At 70.8% G+C, this 16,758-nt stretch carries 15 protein-coding genes; 5 read left to right on the top strand and 10 right to left on the bottom strand.

What is annotated here, in order from left to right; genetic code table 11:
- Positions 1-424: hypothetical protein (locus ABTZ03_RS31105; RefSeq protein ID WP_350516457.1), on the top strand; the 424-nt coding region annotated here is incomplete at its 5' end.
- Between the two features lie 263 nt (positions 425-687).
- Here ABTZ03_RS31105 and ABTZ03_RS31100 read toward each other — a convergent pair.
- The 4 genes from ABTZ03_RS31100 to ABTZ03_RS31085 form a co-directional block, all read right to left on the bottom strand.
- Positions 688-1,122, bottom strand: a complete 435-nt coding sequence (locus ABTZ03_RS31100; protein WP_350516456.1) for an ATP-binding protein — start codon at positions 1,120-1,122, stop codon at positions 688-690.
- A gap of 263 nt (positions 1,123-1,385) precedes the next feature.
- Complete coding sequence (locus ABTZ03_RS31095; RefSeq protein WP_350516455.1) at positions 1,386-2,234, bottom strand: helix-turn-helix domain-containing protein; 849 nt, start codon at positions 2,232-2,234, stop codon at positions 1,386-1,388.
- 40 nt (positions 2,235-2,274) lie between these two features.
- Positions 2,275-2,802, bottom strand: coding sequence for a DUF6879 family protein (locus tag ABTZ03_RS31090; protein ID WP_350516454.1), 528 nt, complete (start codon positions 2,800-2,802; stop codon positions 2,275-2,277).
- Entirely contained in the window at positions 2,756-3,037 is a 282-nt protein-coding gene (locus tag ABTZ03_RS31085) for a hypothetical protein (RefSeq protein ID WP_030246346.1), read from the bottom strand. Before ABTZ03_RS31085 ends, ABTZ03_RS31090 begins: the two co-directional genes overlap by 47 nt.
- A gap of 1,323 nt (positions 3,038-4,360) precedes the next feature.
- Between ABTZ03_RS31085 and ABTZ03_RS31080 the strand changes: the two genes are divergently transcribed.
- Positions 4,361-5,590, top strand: a complete 1,230-nt coding sequence (locus tag ABTZ03_RS31080) for a chymotrypsin family serine protease (RefSeq protein ID WP_350516453.1) — start codon at positions 4,361-4,363, stop codon at positions 5,588-5,590.
- A gap of 23 nt (positions 5,591-5,613) precedes the next feature.
- The gene (locus ABTZ03_RS31075) at positions 5,614-6,114 is read left to right on the top strand and encodes a hypothetical protein (protein ID WP_350516452.1); all 501 of its coding nucleotides are present in this window, start codon (positions 5,614-5,616) and stop codon (positions 6,112-6,114) included.
- Between the two features lie 399 nt (positions 6,115-6,513).
- Here ABTZ03_RS31075 and ABTZ03_RS31070 read toward each other — a convergent pair whose 3' ends face one another.
- From ABTZ03_RS31070 to ABTZ03_RS31045, 6 genes are all read right to left on the bottom strand, one after another.
- A complete protein-coding gene (locus tag ABTZ03_RS31070) occupies positions 6,514-7,896 on the bottom strand; it encodes a tetratricopeptide repeat protein (RefSeq protein ID WP_350516451.1) in 1,383 nt (460 codons plus the stop codon).
- A 153-nt stretch (positions 7,897-8,049) separates the two neighbouring features.
- Positions 8,050-8,421, bottom strand: a complete 372-nt coding sequence (locus ABTZ03_RS31065; RefSeq protein ID WP_350516450.1) for a hypothetical protein — start codon at positions 8,419-8,421, stop codon at positions 8,050-8,052.
- Entirely contained in the window at positions 8,418-10,157 is a 1,740-nt protein-coding gene (locus ABTZ03_RS31060) for a restriction endonuclease fold toxin-2 domain-containing protein (RefSeq protein WP_350516449.1), read from the bottom strand. Before ABTZ03_RS31060 ends, ABTZ03_RS31065 begins: the two co-directional genes overlap by 4 nt.
- 194 nt (positions 10,158-10,351) lie before the next feature.
- On the bottom strand, positions 10,352-11,602 hold the full coding sequence (locus ABTZ03_RS31055; RefSeq protein WP_350516448.1) for a ParB/RepB/Spo0J family partition protein: 1,251 nt from the start codon (positions 11,600-11,602) through the stop codon (positions 10,352-10,354).
- Positions 11,599-12,798: a ParA family protein gene (locus ABTZ03_RS31050; protein WP_350516447.1), complete on the bottom strand. Its 1,200-nt coding sequence runs from the start codon at positions 12,796-12,798 to the stop codon at positions 11,599-11,601. The genes ABTZ03_RS31055 and ABTZ03_RS31050 overlap by 4 nt, the downstream gene beginning before the upstream one ends.
- 186 nt (positions 12,799-12,984) lie before the next feature.
- On the bottom strand, positions 12,985-13,257 hold the full coding sequence (locus ABTZ03_RS31045) for a hypothetical protein (protein ID WP_350516446.1): 273 nt from the start codon (positions 13,255-13,257) through the stop codon (positions 12,985-12,987).
- Between ABTZ03_RS31045 and ABTZ03_RS31040 the strand changes: the two genes are divergently transcribed.
- Positions 13,244-14,959, top strand: coding sequence for a site-specific integrase (locus ABTZ03_RS31040; protein ID WP_350516445.1), 1,716 nt, complete (start codon positions 13,244-13,246; stop codon positions 14,957-14,959). The two genes, ABTZ03_RS31045 and ABTZ03_RS31040, sit on opposite strands and share 14 nt — an antisense overlap.
- The gene (locus tag ABTZ03_RS31035; RefSeq protein WP_350516444.1) at positions 14,956-16,713 is read left to right on the top strand and encodes a hypothetical protein; all 1,758 of its coding nucleotides are present in this window, start codon (positions 14,956-14,958) and stop codon (positions 16,711-16,713) included. Before ABTZ03_RS31040 ends, ABTZ03_RS31035 begins: the two co-directional genes overlap by 4 nt.
- Positions 16,714-16,758 lie beyond the last annotated feature (45 nt).

Below are 16,758 nucleotides of genomic sequence, written 5' to 3'. Positions count from 1 at the left end.
GCGGGTACTTCATCGGTGCAGCCATGGTGGAGGCTCCCTTCTCACGACCTATCAGGTCATATCCGGCAACCTTCCGCACCTCGGGGGAACCTCAATCGCCGACGAAGCAAGGAAACTGGCAGGCCTCGAGCAGACCCCCTCAGGCAGGTTCGCGCTGCGAGAGCTCAAGCGGGACTTCGACCGACAGGAGGAGACACACCGACAGTGGTGTCTTGACCAGGCCCACCGCCGAAAAATGGACCTGATCAACGTCGTATTCCGGGCAGCTGGCACGATCACGGGCGCCGCCGGCCTGGCCGGGTACCTGTGGATCGCCAAATACTTCGTCGACCACGACGCCGCCGTCCCCGCCGCCGGAATGCTCGGCGGCGGGGTAGCGGCCCTGACCGCGGCGTTCTTCCGCACCCAGGGCCGCAAGGAGTAGAAGTGGGGGCCTCAACCGAACCACCACTGCTGCGCACCGTGTACCGAACCGGGTTCAGCGGTCCGGGTCAGCGTGCGTCTCCCCCGGGCGCCGCGTCCACCAGGCGGCGCCGGTCCTGCGCGCAGGCCTGCATTTGCCCAGTCAGCTCCTCCAGGCGCTGCTGGTTCCCGGCGTGCCGGGCGGTGCGGAGCAGGCGCAGCCGCGCGCCCTGGTCGGGGCGCTCGACGGGTCCAACGAGCGGCGGCTGGCGGGACAACGGGAAGTCAGCTGGCTGCGGTGGAACGGGTTCGGAGGTCGGCGTGGACGGTCTTGCCGTAGGGCTCCAGGGTGGCGCCCCAGTGGCCGCCGGTGAGGTGGTGGACCAGGGCCATGCCACGGCCGGTCTCAGCGTCTGGGCCCGCGTCGATCAGGCAGGGCAGGACGCGGGAGCCATCGCGGACGCCGACCCGCACCCACCGGGCGGTGATGCGCTCGACGGTGACGGCCATCCTCAGCCGGCAGCCGGTCTTCGCGGCGTTGCCGACCAGCTCGCTGACGATCAGCTCGCCAGCCTCGACCAGGTCGTCGAGTTCCCACTCCCGAAGGGTGGTGTGCAGCAGGCGGCGGGCCGCGGCGGCGGACTGCGGTTCGTAGGGCAGCAGCGCCCTGGCACGGCGGGCGGCCGGGGACCGCGCCGGGACCTCGACCGTCGTGGTCACCGGGTGCCCCGTTTCCGCCGGCTTCGGCGCTGCCGGGCTTCAGCGGCTGCCGGTGGGCGGGTTATGGGGTGCGCGGCCACAGGGGGTTTCTCCGCTCTCTCGTCGGCGATGACGGCTGCGCCCACCCGACGGGGGGCGGGTGGGCGCAGCGGCCCCACTCGCCTGCCGGGGCCGGGTGTCCGGTCCGTCACGGCGGGCGACGGATCCGACGGTAGGGAGTGCGCGGCTGTGCTCTCAACGAGGTTGCGCCGTCTTGCGCGAAGTCACCCGAGGGTGGCTATGGCCGCGGTGATCAGCTGACGTGCTCCGGTTCCGTGGACGGCCATGGAGGCGAGGTCGGTGAAGGTGCGGACGTAGTCGGCGATCTCGCGTGGCTGGGTGATCCGGAGGTAGCCGGAGGTCAGCTCGACGGCCACTTCAGCCTCGTCGAACATGTAGAAGTCCTCGACCGGCAGGTGCGGGCGGCAGGGGCCGGTGGGGATGACGCCGACGCTGACGAACGGGCTGGAGGAGACGGCGAGCAGGTGGCCGAGCTGAGCCGCCATCGTCTCGGGGTCGCACACCGCGGCGCGCAGCACCCACTCCTCGATTAGCAGGCCGAAGCGGTGCCGGCCGGAGAACAGCATCCGCTGGCGCTCCAGGCGGGCTTCGACGGCGTCGGTGACGTCGTCGATCTCGACGCGGGTGCGCTGGATCGAGCGCAGGACGGCGGTGGTGTATTCGGGGGTCTGGAGCATGCCGGGCAGGACGCGGCTGGCGTAGACGCGGAAGTGGTGGGTGCGGCGGTAGAGGGCGGCGACGGATTCCTGGGCTGCGCGTAGTCCGGTGCGTTCCATGCGGCGCCAGTCGGTGTACATGGAGTCGACGGCGCGGGCGGCGGCGATCAGGTCTGCGGCCTGGTCGGGGGTGCCGCAGGCGGTACACCAGGTGCGCAGGTCGTCCTCTGAGGGGGCGGACTTGCCGCTCTGGATCCGGGAGGTCTTCGCCGGGTGCCACCCGCAGCGGGCTGACAGCTCGTCGCCGGTCAGGCCTGCGTCCTTGCGCAAGGCCACCAGCCGGTTGGCGAGTGCCTTGCGGGCCTCGATGACGCTGGACGAGGGGGACGACGACATGGTGCTGGCTGCCCGGCGGGTTCTCGTGGTGGGTGGTGGGTCAGACGGTGTACTGCTCGTGCGGGACGGCGCGTTCCCAGACCGCCTCGAAGGCGGCGGACACCGTTTTCACGACGGCGGGGTCCTCGGTGCTCTCGTGGCCGGCCCACTCTCCGTCGCCGGTGAACCAGTGGAACAGGACCAGGCGCTCGTCGACCAGCCACAGGTCGTTGCCCGGCAGCGCGAGGTCGGAGGCTTTCGAGCGGGGCAGCCAGCGGACCTGTTCGCCGAGTGCGACGTTGTGCCGCTCGGTGATCGCGTGCTCCCACCGGATGTAGGCGGTGACCGGCTCGGAGACGATCCGGGCGCGGCGCATCACCACCCGGCGGGCGACGGTCTCCTTCACCAGGGCGGCCCAGGAGGTGTACTCCTCGGGCAGGTCGTACGCCTCGGGACGGTCGACCGGCAGGCCAGCGCGCCAGTCGGCGAAAACGGGGTCGTCCATGTAGGAGTCGCGCATCTCCAGGTGGCAGGCGGAGCGCTCAGCGCTCCTCAGCAGGGCGCCAAAGTCCGGCACGCTCGGCTTCATCGCACACCTTTCGCAGAAACGGGATCATCCGGACCGGGATCCGCACGACGCCCTCGTGATCCGGCACACCAGTGGCGTGGCCCTCCACCCACTCGGTCTCGCTGATCACGCGGTACATCTCCATGTCGGGCAGCCAGCCCTGGATGACGATCTCCGCCTTCTCGTCCTCCAACCACACGGTCGGAGACCCGCCGTTGGGCGTGTCCGGATCGATGCCCCTGAACCGTAGTGCCACGACCGCTCCTTGTGCCAAGCCGGTTGCGGATCCTTGCGCCCCACCACAGTTCCGCTCTACTGACAGGCCGTCAAGGGCGCGCGGGTGCAGCGTGGCGGCACGCGCCCTGGAGCGGCTCGGCTTCTGGAGGTTGGAGGCAGTCGGAGACAACGGTCTATCGTCGGAACACTTGTCTTCCGACCATCTGGAAGTCTTCATGCCTCGCCGTCCACCAGGCGAGATCAGGGCCGAACAGTCCCCGCGCGGAGCAGCCGGCACCAGACAAGTCATCACTGGCTTGTCCGCCGCGACAAACCGACAGATCGCGCAGTTCGAGGCGCGACACCGGCTGCCCTCCGGGTCTGTTGCCCACGCCTTCCGGGCATGGGCCCTTGCACTCCAAGAGTGGCCGGACCATGGATCCAACCGTGGACACGGAACCACGGGCTGGAGAGACAGACACGCCCGAACGCTCCTGGAGGGGGCAGCCGCATCCATGCGACGGAAGGCGCGTCGCGAGTTCCTCACAGCGATCTCACCCCTGGATGACAGCTTCCTGGCGCGGACACTCCCGGATCCATTCGCGCCGGCCTTCGAGCCCTGGTGGAAGCGACGACTCAGATAGCGATCCGCTTCCAGACACGGCCTGACCGCGCCGGTAGCAGCCATCTGCCGGAGCTCCCTCCCCTATGCCCGAACCCGCTGCTCCACTCGGTCCGCCGTCCCTCGGCGCGCGGAGCGGATGTGCGTTCACCGCCCATCGGTGGGCTCAGACCCCAACAGGTGACCGTGGGCCCACAGGAACGCACGTGGTGGCCGGCCCGGCGGCATTGTGGGAAGGATGCCGGGGCCCGAGGACCCGGCCCCGCCTGGCTCCCCCGCCGGCCACTCCCCCGGCGTCCCCAGCTCGGGCGCACCTCAGGCCGCCGCGACGGCCCGAGGCTGCCGGAGGCGTCGCCGCCTGCAGCATCTCCTGGTGGAGCTCGTCCTGACGAATTGCCAGCCGTAGCTCACTCAAGCACCGTTCGACCATGATCTAAATCCCCGGAAGGGCCCTCCAGGGGCCTTCGCGCGCCCCTGGCGGGCATTCATACCGGCGGTCCGCCGAAAGGCGCTGGAAGGGGTCATTCTGCAAGCCCATTTTCGCCATGCGCACGGCGAAAGTGCGCCGACGCGGACTCGCTGACGAGGGAGAGGCAGTTCTCCCTGCACCTGCTCGCTCGTCCGGGTGAGTACCTGGCGGTTCACTGGCGGTCCGGCTCCCAAGCATGGGGTACTGGGTCTCCCCCGCGGCAGAACGGGCGCGACGCTCATGCCCGGGCCGGATGACGAGGAGGCAGAAAGTTGTTCAGGAGGGCTGCCGCCGCAGCGGTGCTCACCGTCCTGGCCGCCGTCAACCCCGCCGCCGCCGAGCCGGGTACCGCGTCGTCGGCGGCGGCCAAGGGCCGGGACGTGCTGCAGCGCCAAGAGGCGCTTGAACGCCTCGCGGACGCCGTCACCGGGGTTCCCGAGCACCTGCGGGCAAGCGTCGCCGGCTACGCGGGGCACACCATCGACCCGCAGCGCGGCAGCCTGACGCTGTTCTGGAACGGCGACGTACCCCAGCGCGTCACCGACGTGCTGGAGCGCACCCCTGTCGGCATCGCCGCAACGGTCCGGCAGGCGCCCTACGCCCTGGGCCGCCTCCGCGAGGCGCGGGACCGGCTCATCGCCGCCGCGCAACGCGGTGAGGACGGCGCGGTGTGGAACGCGGCCGGGCCCGCCCCGGACGGCACCGGGCTGACCGTCACCTACACCCTCGACACCGCCGGCCCGCGCCGCACTCCCGACAGCGGGCAGGTCGCCGCGCGCGCCGCCGAGCTCGCCGGCGTCCCGGTCCACGCCTCACCCGCGGCCGCCCCGGCGGCCGCGGCGACCCGCCACAGCGACGCCAACCCGTGGAGCGCTGGCGCCGAACTCATCACACCTGGCAGCGCCTTCTGCAGCTCCGGCTTCGGGGCCTGGCGCGACAAGACCGCGGTGCTGCTCACCGCCGCGCACTGCGGCACCTCCGGCGTCTTCAAGACCGGCACCGGTACCGAGATCGGGTCGGCGGCGGACGCGGACACGGGGCTGGACGTCACCGTGATCAACGTGCACGGCACGCCGAGCGGCCGTTTCTACGACGGGGCTTGGGACAACGGGGCCGGCTATTCCAAGCGGGTCTTCGGCGCCGGGCACAACAGCGTCGGCGGCCTGGTGTGCGACAGCGGGGCCATGTCCGGGGTGCACTGCGGCCTGAAGATCACCCAGACCGAGTACGCCGCCAACATCGAGGGCACCTGGCACAAGGACATGGACGTCGCCGAGCGCACCGACGGCAGCACCATCGCGGTCGCCCAGGGAGACAGCGGCGGGCCGGTCTTCGCCAGCATCAACGGCGGCGAGGACATGCAGGCCCGGGGAATCATCGTCGCCGGCGGCGGCCAGAAGGCCGTCTGCACCCCCGTGGCGGCCAGAACCACCTGCTACGACACCCTGCTCTACACACCGATCTCGCCGATCGTCGACCGCTTCGGCCTCTCCATCGCCTGACGGCACGCAAGAAAGGCACGCCCGTGGACGTCGCGCTCACCGGCCGGCTCGTGGCCACCCTCTCCGTCCTCGCCGTCGCCTGCAGCGCGGCCGCAGCTCAGCCGGACGGGCCCAGTGGTCAGGCACTGGGCGACCTCCAGCAGGCCATCTACCAGTCCGGTATCGGCCCGGCCACCTGGCACGTGGACACCGTCGGCGCCCACCCCGGCGACCGCGTGCAGACCGTCGAGGTCATCGGCAACCTCGACGACGCCCGCCACGCCCTCGACCGGCGCTTCCCCGGCCAGACCGAGGTCGTACGCGGCCACGTCAGCTCCGACCTCGTCTACCGGCGCGGCCACGACTACGAGCTCGAAGGCGAACTCCAAGGCCTCCGGCAGCCCGGCTTCCAGGTCTTCCGCACCGGCCTCGCACCCGACGGCCGCACCACCGTCGGCGTCGTCGGCGACCTCGCCGCCGCCCGTACCTACATCGACGCCCACTACCCCGGCCGCACCACAGTCCACGGCAACACCGCCCCCTGAGAGGGCGATCCAGCAACCTGACCGGGCGACGGGACGGGCCGACGCCGGAGGGCGGTCAACGGTGCCACGCACCCACCTCTCCCCGTCCGGCGGGCGGCCGCTCGCCGCGCGCGTACTCCCACCGCACACTGGGACTCGTGCCCGCCGACCAGCCGACCCGCGCCGAACTCAACCTCCTGTCCGCAGTCGAGGCCCGAACCACCCCCGGCACCCCGTCGGCCCCGGACGCCGTCCTCGACCAGGGCCGCCTGTTCACCCCCCACCCCCTGGCCCCGGGGCGCACCCCGCCGCGGCACCCGAGAACCACAGGAACGCACGTGGTGGCCGGCCCGGCGGCATTGTGGGAAGGAGGCCGGGGCCCGGGGCCGCGACCCTGGCCATCAGAGCAGTGGCGTGCCCTCACAGCCCCCCAGCGGGTTCGGTCTTCTGCACCCTGTCCGTCCAGAACCTGCGCTCCTCCTCCCGCCGGGCGGCCACGTCGGGGATCACGGAGAGGGCCTCGGCGTACTTGCCCTGCCGCACCAGCAGACCGGCCAGGTCGGTGGCCGCCCGGATTCCCGGCAGCGGGCGCAGGCGGGCGATGGCGTCGTCGAGCCGGCCGTCCTGGGCGAGCAGCCACGCGATGGTGAGCTCGCGGTCGTCGACCTCGTCCTCGGGCAGGGCCTCCACCTCGGCGATGGCCTCGCGGCAGCGCCCCGACTCCCCCATCAGCCACCACCGGTTGTCCCGGATCCAGAACTTCTCGTTCTCCGCGAGGTATTCGGGGCTGCGCTGTGCGGCGATCTCCAGGGCCCGGTCGTGGCGGCCCTGTTCGGCGAGAAGGATCATGGCCGCCTGCAGGAGGTTCCCGTCGTAGAGGTCGTCGAAGGTGTGCTCCACCACCTGGAGGGCGTCCTCGGTGCGGCCCTGGCGCATGAGCAGCTCCATGAGCCTGCTCTCGTAGTTGCCCGGGTAGGGGGTGTCGGCGATGAGGCCGCGCAGGTAGTCCTCCGCCTCGTCGAACCGGCCTGCGGCCTCCAGGGCGGCGACGTAGGGGCGGACTGCGTTGTACCGGGCCGGGCCCGTGGCGAGTTCGCGCAGTTCCTCGAGCCGGCCGTGCCGGGCGAGCAGCTTCGCGTAGTCATCCACGGTGTCGCTCGGCCAGCCCCGGTCCGCGGCGACGTCCTCGGCCCGCAGGCGGAGTGCCTCGTCCGCGCGGCCCGACCGCTCCAGTACGCGGGACTGCGCGGACGGTGCGGCCCACAGGGCGCGGGCCCGGGGCTGTTCCGGGTCCCGCCGGACCTCCTCGGCGATCGGCTCCAGCAACTCCAGCACCCGCTCGTCGTACCCGCGCCCTTCGGTCACCTCCACCAGGGCCCACAGCATCCGCATGTCCCACAGCCGCGCGGCGAGCACGTCCACCGCCTCATCGACCCGCCCGGCTCCGACCAGCACCTCGGCGTAGTCCCGCCACGCGTCGTACCCGTCCTCGTCCCGGCCGTGCGGGCGCACCAGGTCCAGTGCCTGCGAGGTGCGGCCCAGCCCCAGCAGGACATCGGCTCCGGCCCGCACCGCAGGCCGCCAGCCGGTGGCCGCGAACGGGGCGATCAGCGCCCAGGCCCGCTCCCACTCCCCCAGTGCGGACAGCCCGCGCACCGCGGCCTGCGCGCAGGCCCAGTCCCCGCGCTCGCGGGCCGTGTCCACCAGGAGGTCCAGGCAGCCGTGTTCGACGAGCGAGTCCACCAGCTGCGTGAGCACGCGGCCGTTGTGGGTCCGCTGCCACTCAAGATCATCAACGTTCACGAACGGACCCTACGACCCGCCACCGACACCACCCGTCGGCGCACCAGCTGCCGCGACACGTCCCGGTGATCCCCGGTCAGCGGTACCGGATCAACGTGGCGCAGACGCGGCGTCCGGGTGTGCGGGTGGGTGCCGGTCGTGCCGGGGCCGTCGCTACAGGTCGGCGAGGTGCTCCCGGAAGACGGTTTCGAGTTCGGCGGCAGCGTGGTGGGTGAGTACTTCGTCGGGCAGTCCGGCTTCCATGGCGGCGCGGGTGTTGAAGTCCGCTCCCCCACCGGGCGGTACGAGTGCCTGGAGGACCCATGCGGCGAAGTGGGCTGCGACGGTGGCGGTGGTGTTGAAGATCGATACGCCTTCGTTGTCGCCGCGGCAGCCGGAGCCGGCCCCGTCGTGTGCCTGGTCGTCGAGGGTGAAGCCGAACCACCAGCCGTGTTCGTCGCTTGGTCCGCCGTCGGCGTGGGTGTAGATCTCCATCTCCTCCCCCTGGCGGCGGCGCAGTGCGTGGAGGAAGGAGTCGGCAGTCATGTCCCAACTGGTGCCTGATACAGGGGTGAGGACGAAGGTGGTGGTGGGTTCCGGCTGGGGGCAGAGGCGCAGGAGTGTGTCGCGGTCCAAAGGGGGGCCTTCTCCTTCAGGAGACCGGTGAGCCGGGTGTCGAGCCGTTCTCGGGGACATAGCGGGCGTATTCCCTTGACCCCGCGCAGGGCGAGCACGGTGCGCCAGTAGGAGACGGTGTCGGGGTCGCTGGTGTCGATCTCGACGCCGCGGATCTGGTTCTTGTTCTGCGGGTCGGCGATGGCCTTGGCGTACTTGTAGAGTTCTTGCTCGTCGTCGCTGAACAGGAACGGCGGCTTTGCGCCTTTCAGTTTCTGCTGTGACTTCTCCAGCTCGTCGAGGGTGCGGTAGCAGGTCTTGGGGTTCCTGACGTACTTGGCTTCCACGATCATGCCGTCGCTGTCGCGGAGTCCGTCGGCCATGACCCATGGCTCCATGCCTGGCTTGAGCGGGGAGATGGGGAGCTGGTACTCGGGGTAGCCGGCGGTGTTCAGCTGGTAGAGCATCTCCTCGATGTTTCCGCCGGAGAAGTGGCCCTTGACGAGCCCTGACTTCCACTGCTGGAAGCTGGCCAGCTCGGTGGGGGTCAGGGGCGGGAAGCCGGGGTGGGGAGGAACGGGCGGTCCCATCGGTGGCTTGGCGGGACTGTTGGGGTCCACTGGGTAGTAGGCGGCGGGGACCAGTGGCAGCGGGCCGGGCAGGGGGATCGGTGCCGGGAAGGGCACACCCCACGGGAACCCCGGTCCGGACGGCGTTGACGGCGTGGGCTGGCCCTGGGGGACCGTGATCCGCTTCTGGGTGTTGTCCAGGACGTGCACGGTGTCGCCGAGGGAGAGGATCCGGGTGTCCGCGACGACCTTCTTCTTCAGGCCTCCGTCGTCGCCGTTGCCGCCGAAGATCGGGTTGTCCCAGGGCGCGTCGAACCATCCGTTGAAGACGCTGGAGCAGTCCTCGATGTACTTGGCGTAGTTGTCGCAGGCGTCGGCAAGCTGGCGGCACGCCGAGGGCACGTTGGCCAGCAGCGTGTTGGCGTCGCTCGGTGTCTGCGGGTTCGGCTGCTTGCCGACGAAGGCGCCGAAGAACGAGGCGATCGCTTTGGCGGTCTCGCCGTCGTGGACCCCGCCGACCGTCCGCCACGCGTCCTGCGCGTCGGACAGGACCTGGACGGTCAGCCGGTGTGCGGAGCGCCAGGCCGAGGCGGTCTTGCGCAGCTTGTCGGCGTCCCCGCGGTACAGGTCGCCCCACACCCACTTGTCGACGCCGCTCGTCGTGCCGACGGCCTCGGGCAGGCTCGCCCCGATCCCCCGCGGGTCGGGGGCGCACTGTCCGGGACTCGTCCAGGGCTGGGACAGGCTCGCGCTGGTGTCCTGGCTCGCCTCCAGGATCTGCTTCGCCACCGCGTCCTCGGCGGCGAGGTAGTTGTTCGCGTTGACGAGGAGGGTCTCCGCGCACTTGCCGACGAAGTGGCAGGTGTTGGCCATCTGGTCGAGGGTCGTCTTCGCCGCGGGCTTGTAGACCTTCGCGAAAACCTCCCCGGCCTCGTCGGCACCGATCATGCCGCCCGCCGTGGACAGCTCCTGGGCCAGCAGCGTCACGGTACTGAGTAGATCCTGGGAGATCTGGTGCATCTGCCAGGACCCCTCGACCAGGGCCTTCACCTCGACCTTGTAACCGCCGTCCATCCCGCCCCCAAATCCCGACAGCAATTGCCAATGCTACGAGGCCGAGCTGTCAAGGGCGGCGGACCGAGAGCGCCAGGGGATCAGAACCGGCGAGAGCCCCCGGCAACCCTGCGAAATCGCTGGCCGGAAGCGGGGTTCGCCCGTGAGCGTTCCCAGGTACGGAGGAGGCCCGGTAGCCGCCGTCAGGCGTGCGCCGGGCCTCCGTTCAAGCGGGACGGTCAGCTGGCCGTCGTCTCACTCGTGCTTTCAAACTTCTCGACCTTGCTCAGCACCGCCTGGGCCACGGCGCGCGCCTCGTCCGGCTGCAGGAACCTGCAGATCCACCCGGCGACGCCGTCGAGGTCCCGCCAGTCGGGGAGTCCGAGCCCGGCCTCGCTAGTCATGCTGGCGGAGGCTGTTCGCTGCTCCGGCACCTCGGAGTCCACGCAGACTGATGCCGACGTGCTGCTTCCCGTCGGCGACTCGCTGCTGCCGCCTCGGTCTGCCGGCAGGCCGGGCTGGTCTTGCGGGCCATCCTTCGACGGCTGAGTCACAGCCCCGGCGTAAACGCCGTTTACACCTGAAGGCTGGTCTGGCGAGCCGTTCTCCGACTGCTGAGTCACTTCCTCGGTGTAAACGCCGTTTACACCGGCGCCGCTGTCGCCGCCTCGGTGGGCAGGTGCTGAGGCGCCGCCCCCTCCTGGAGCACTTGCATGCTTCGTTGCCCGCGCGGCCTTCGCCGCCTGCCTCTCCGATTCCGCCTTCCGTGCGGCCGAGGCTCGCTCGAGCTGTTCTGCCGGGCTGATCTTCCCCGCTCGGGCCTCGGCACCGATCCTGCGGGCGTCCTCGATAGCCAGCTCCCCCGCTCCGGTCTGCTCCTGCAGTTCGGGGGAGAGGTGCAGCAGGGCCAGACGCTGGCCCACCCACGGACGCGACTTGCCGAGGGCGCGTGCTACCGCTGCCTGGTTGCCTTCGTAGACCGTGTCGAGGAGTTGCTGGATCGCCTGGGCCTCTTCGAACGGCGAGACGTCCTCACGGTGGGCATTGGCTACCAGGGCAGCCTCGACCATGTCGGAGGCTCGCGAGACAAGGTCGTCGTTGAGGTCGACCCGCAGGGTCGCGAGCCCGGCGTTCTGCGCCGCCCGGAGGCGCCGATTGCCGTCGAGTGCGACGAAGTCCGCTTCCCCGATCGCGTCCGCCTGCTCGGGGTGCGCGTCCAGGAACGCGCCGCGGCTGACGACAGTGATGGGAACGATCTGTCGGCGGGCAAGGCTTTCGGCGAGTTCGTCGATCGCTTCGCTGTCGACGGTCTTCCGGGGGTTGAGCGGGTTGAAGACGATCGAGGACACCGGTGCCGACGACGCGCGCCGCACTCGGCCTGTCGCGTCGAGTGCCTCGCTTCGCGCCCGTACCTCGTCCTCGCGACCCGCCCCCTGAGCCAGTGCTCCGAAGGATCCTCCGCCGCGCTGCAGCTTCTTGGCGATGCTCACGCGAGCCTCCGGCGGATCTCGCGCATGCGCTGCGCCTGGATGGATGTGGGTGCGTACATGAGCAGCGGCTGCTTGACGTGGACCGCCTCCCGCTGCTCCTTGAGGTCGGGGACGATGGAGACGACGGGTGGTGTTCCCAGGGACTGCCAGTTCTCCAGGGAGTGTGTGGCGACGTAGCCCTTGCGCTTGTCGAACTTGTTGACGACGAGTCCGAGCCGGTCGATGTCGACCTCGTAGTCGAGGCTGACGGTGCGGATCTGGCTGTCGAGCATGGCGTAGGCGTCCGCGGAGGAGTCTTCCGCTTCCACCGGGATGAGGACACCGGAGGTGCCTGGTGCTTCGTTCTTGCGGCGGTGCCCGTAGTAGAGGCCGGCGTCCATCGCGAGCCCGAGGTTTGGGGGCGCGTCGATCACGATGACGTCGAAGTGCTCTTCGAGCGGTGCGAGGGCGCGCTGAAGGCTGGTCTCGCGGGGGCCCCGGACGGAGCCGAGCCGGGAGTCGAGCAGGAACGCGTCGAAGCTCGAGGGCAGCAGGCTGAGTCGGCCTTCGAAGTGCTCCGGCTCGATCTCCACCACGTGGTCGATCAGCGATCCGGCGACGCGGTCACGGTCGACCATGTGCGTCACCAGGCTTTCCTCGCCCGGCGGGATCTGCTTGACGCCGAGTTGGGACGTGAGGTGGCCCTGCGGGTCGTAGTCGACGAGCAGCGTGCGCAGCCCCGGAAGTGCGGGCAGCTTCGACGCGCCCGTGCTGGCGGGCAGGCCCAGCGCTATGGCCTGGCCGGTCCCGGCTGCGATGGTGGTCTTGCCGACGCCGCCCTTCTGGTTGCAGACGATGATCCGTCGCGTGTACCGGGGGATTGTCAGCTCGGTGAGGGAGACGTTGTGGGAGTCGACCCACACGCGGACCGCCTGTGTGAGGCCCTGCACGAACGAGATGTCCCGGCCGGCGCAGTCGTTCTTGAACGTGTCGTACAGGCCGACGGGGAGCCAGGTGTTCCAGCTCTCGGCCCCGGACGTGTCGACGGTCGGGTTGCTGTCCGCCGGCCTGGCCAGCCACTGCTCGACGGCCTGGGCGACGGCGTCCTGCATGTCGATGCCGAGCTGCGCGGCCCGGGTCTTGAGTTCCTGGCGGAGTGCGGCAGGAAGCTTCGACGCAACCTTTTCCCGCTCGCCTCCGGAGTTCTGAGAGGTCATGGCGTCACCATAGTGGCGCCGTGCGGTTTCTGGCACATCCACAGCTGCGTGTCGCCAGGCTCCGCGTGTAAACGGCGTTTACACACCGCCCTCGTGGAGCACCGCGGGAATGAGGGTGCCCCCGAAACGCAAAAATGGCCTCGTCCTCCAGTCGCACTGGAGGACGAGGCCATTTTCGTCAAGGCGTCAGATTGCCACAGCTCCCTCACAGAGTCCCAGCCCGATCACGCGCCCCACCGAGGCGAGAGTCTCCTCCCAGTCACCGGCGTGGTGAACGGCGCGGTCGTCGATGTAGCAGGCCGCACCCAGTTTGGTGCTGGTCACCAGCACCGGCCCGCGGGTGGTCCAGTAGGCCCTGTCCTCGGAGGGGTCGACGAACGCTTCCAGGCCGGAGGACCAGGTGACCCAATCGGCGATTTCGGGGAGCCAAAGTCGCGGTCGGGCGGTGAAGAGGAACACCGCTCGGTGCGCCGCGATAGCGCGTAGCGCTTCGATGGCGCCGGGCTGGGGCAGGCCGATTCGGCCGCCCTGCCACCCCTGGTCCACGTGGACTTCCCTATTGGATGTGCCTGTTGAAGGCGATCAGAAGGGGTGCACGTTGACCGGCTGGAAGGTGTTCTGGGTTCCGGAGGCCCACGACTGTACTGGAGTCCGGCCGAAGCTCCTGGCTGGCTGGGACGACCTGGGAAGTCGGGAGGCTGCGAGTGGGATCCGTCCGGGGGATCCGATCTTCCTGTCGCCGGACTACGAGGTCGATCCGGTGCTGAGCCTCTACGTGCAGTCCAGGGCGTTCCGGTTCTACGAGACGGAGACGAAGAGGAACTATGCGACAGACATCGCACTGCTGCTGACCTTTCTGTGGGGGCGGGGCAAGGTGTGGCTCCGGGCGGAGGGCCGGGATCTGAACGACTACGAGTTCTGGCGGACGTGTGCTCCGGAGAACCTCGGCCAGGTCGGCGGGGCCAAGTGGAACCGAGAGCTGGCGGCGTTCACGGCGCTGTTCCGCTGGGCGAAGCGGGCGGGGTGGATCGCGTCCAACCCGGTGGAGATGAGGGAGGTCGTGGGCCGGGACGGTGTGGTTTCGGAGGTCCCGGAGCAGCGGGCGAAGGACGCACGGTCGTCGAACGTGCGGTGGCTGACTCCGCGGACCTGGCGGTTGTGGACGGATGTCGGGCTGCGGGGGCTTGACCGGAACGGCCGGCAGAGGCACGGCTGGGCAGGGCGTCTGGAGGACCGGAACACAGCGTTTGTTCGGACGGTGACGTCGTCGGGACTGCGAAAGCAGGAGGCCGGGTCGCTGCTGACCTTCGAGGTCCCTGCGGTGCCGCCCGCCGGGGTGCGGTACGCGCACGGCCGGGTCGCCGCAGGGGTGACGCGCTCGAAGGCGACGCGGACGTTCTACGTCGCCGCGGGCGCGGTCGGTGACGTGGAGACGTACGTGGAGTCCTCGCGGGCCTGGGCCGTCGCCGGCGCTCAGCGGGCCGGCCGGTACGACCGGCTCGTGGGGATGCGGCTGGTTACCGAGGTCGTGCCCGGGCTGAAGCCGAGGGTGCGCTGGGCGGAACGGGACGGCGCCTGCGGGGAGCGGGAACTGGGCAAGTTCACCTGGCAGGAGCGGATGCGGTTGTTCACCGAGGGGCCGGACGGCCCGGAACCACTGTGGCTCTGGCTGACCGAGGAGGGCCTTCCGCTGCGGCCGCACTCCTGGAACGGGGTGTTCACCGCAGCCAACCAGCGATGTGAGGAGGCCCTCGCACCGCCCCCGGACCGACGTACGGATCCGCACCGGGTGTACTGGCCGACGGCCTGCCCGCACGCCGCCAGGCATTCCTTCGCGCTCTACATGCTGGTGGTGCTGAACGAGCTGATGGACCGCCGCTACGGCCTCACCGCCGAAGAGCGCCGGGATTTTCGGCTGCTGTACGGCGATCCGTGGTTCATGGTGCAGGGTCTGCTCGGCCATGCCTCGCGGGAGACGACGGTGAACATCTACCTGGCGCCGGTGCGGCACCTGCAGCTGTCGTCGCTGCTCGCCGTCGCGGCCGCACCGTTGGAGGGGCCGTTGCCGGATCTGGACGGGGTGTTCGCCCGTGTCGCCCGGGAGGCTGAGGGGATCGTGGACATCGACGCCCGGCTGTCGCCCGTAGGGGTGGTCTCGTGAGCGGGCGCGGCCGCCGGGCGTCGCTGCCCGGCCCCGGTGAGAGCCCGGCCTGTCCGCCGACACTGGACGACGGTGGCCTGGTGGTGCGTCACCGCAACGCGCAGGGGTTCGTGCGGGAGTACGACTTCTCGCTCCTTCCGGCCGCCGAACCGATGCGGCGCTCGATCGCCCGGCTGTTCGCCGTCCCGTGCGCCCGCTCGTGGACCAGCCACCGGACATCGGACACCCACTGGCGGGATCTGGTGGCCTTCGCCGAGTACCTGGCCGGACTCGACCGGCGTCCCGAGGACCTGGACGACCTCGACGCGCGGGCGGTGCGCCAGTGGTGGGACGGTCTGAAGTCGACAGCCGGGGGCCGGCACCGGTGGCAGGGGGTGTCGGCTGTCCTGCGCCACGATGAGCGTCTGCAGTCCGGGCCGGTCGCCGAGGAGCTGGCCCGACGGGTGGTCGAGAAGCGCACCGGCCAGCCGTCGTACAGCGCCGGGGAGTTCCGGAAGGTCAGGGCCGAGGCCCGCAGGACGTTCCGGGCCGCGCTGCTGCGGATCGAGGAGAACGCAGGAAACCTGGAGCGGTGGCGCGAAGGGGCCTTCACGGAGGGGACCGTGGAGTGGACGCTGGGGGAGGCCCTGGAGGTGATCGCCCGCACGGGCTTCACCCCGAGGACGAGGTGCCCGGGCGGGAGGCTCACCCTCCCTCAGCGGTACCGCACCGCCCTGGGCGGCACGTCGTCGCTGGGGACGTGGATGCGCTTGTACCTGTCCCGGTTCGAGGCGACCGCGCTGGGGGTGCTGCTGATGGCCGACTTCGGGTGGAACCTGTCGGTGATCGACCGCGTGCCGGCCCCGCGGGCGGCACCCGACACCGGCGAACAGGACGGCCGGGCGACCTACCTGATCACGTTGGAGAAGCGGCGGCGGGGAGCTGGGCGCTGGTTCGAGACGGAGAGTGTCACCGACCTCGGTGCCGGCTCCCCGGGCCGGCTGATCACCGAGGCGCTGGCGGCCTCGCGGTTCGCCCGGGATCTGGCCGAGCGCCTCGTGCCGGGCACCGACCACCTGGTGGCCTGGCGCGCCTACCACACCCGGGCCGTGAGCGCGGACCGCGACCGGCCCCAGGCCGTGGGGCCCGTCCGGTTCGGCGTCGACACCCGCAGCGCCACCGAGTGGGCCCAGGCCGTGGGGCTCGGCGGGTCGCCGTTCCAGCGCGGGCGGCGCACCGTCCTGGCGGTGGAGCGGCGCGAGCGGGCCCAGCACTCCCAGGCCACCCACGACCGCGTCTACGTGCTGCCTGACCCGCAGGTACAGGAGGCTGCGGTGCCCGTCATCGCGGCCGGCGCCCACGAGGCGCTCGCTCACGCCCGCGAGGCCGTGGGGCTGGGCGCGGAACTGCGCGGCGAAGCCGATCCCGGCGACCGGCCGACCGCGACGGCGGACTGCCACGATGCGGCCACAGGGCCTGCGCCGCGGGCGGACGGCGGCTGCGGCGCGTCGTTCCTGCTGTGCCTGGGATGCCGCAACGCCCGCATCCACCCCGGGCACCACCCGCGCCTGGCCCGTCTGTACCAGGCCCTGGACAACGCCCGCACGGTTCTGCCCGCCGGTGTGTGGTCCGAGGGTTGGGGCGACGCCCACACGCGCCTGGAAGACCTCCGTCACCAGGTCGGCGAACCGGCCTGGCAACACGCGCTGGCCGCCGCAACCGACGGCGACCGCGCCCTCATCGACCACCTGCTCGCCGGAGACCTCGACCCGTGACCACCGCCGCCGCCATCGACCGCTTCCGCCTGCCTCTGCCGGGGC

The sequence above is a fragment of the Kitasatospora sp. NPDC096077 genome (genome assembly GCF_040303245.1).
Taxonomy (GTDB): Bacteria; Actinomycetota; Actinomycetes; order Streptomycetales; family Streptomycetaceae; genus Kitasatospora.
Note: the sequence above shows the minus strand (reverse complement) of the source record. Positions and strands in the feature narration are given on the sequence as shown.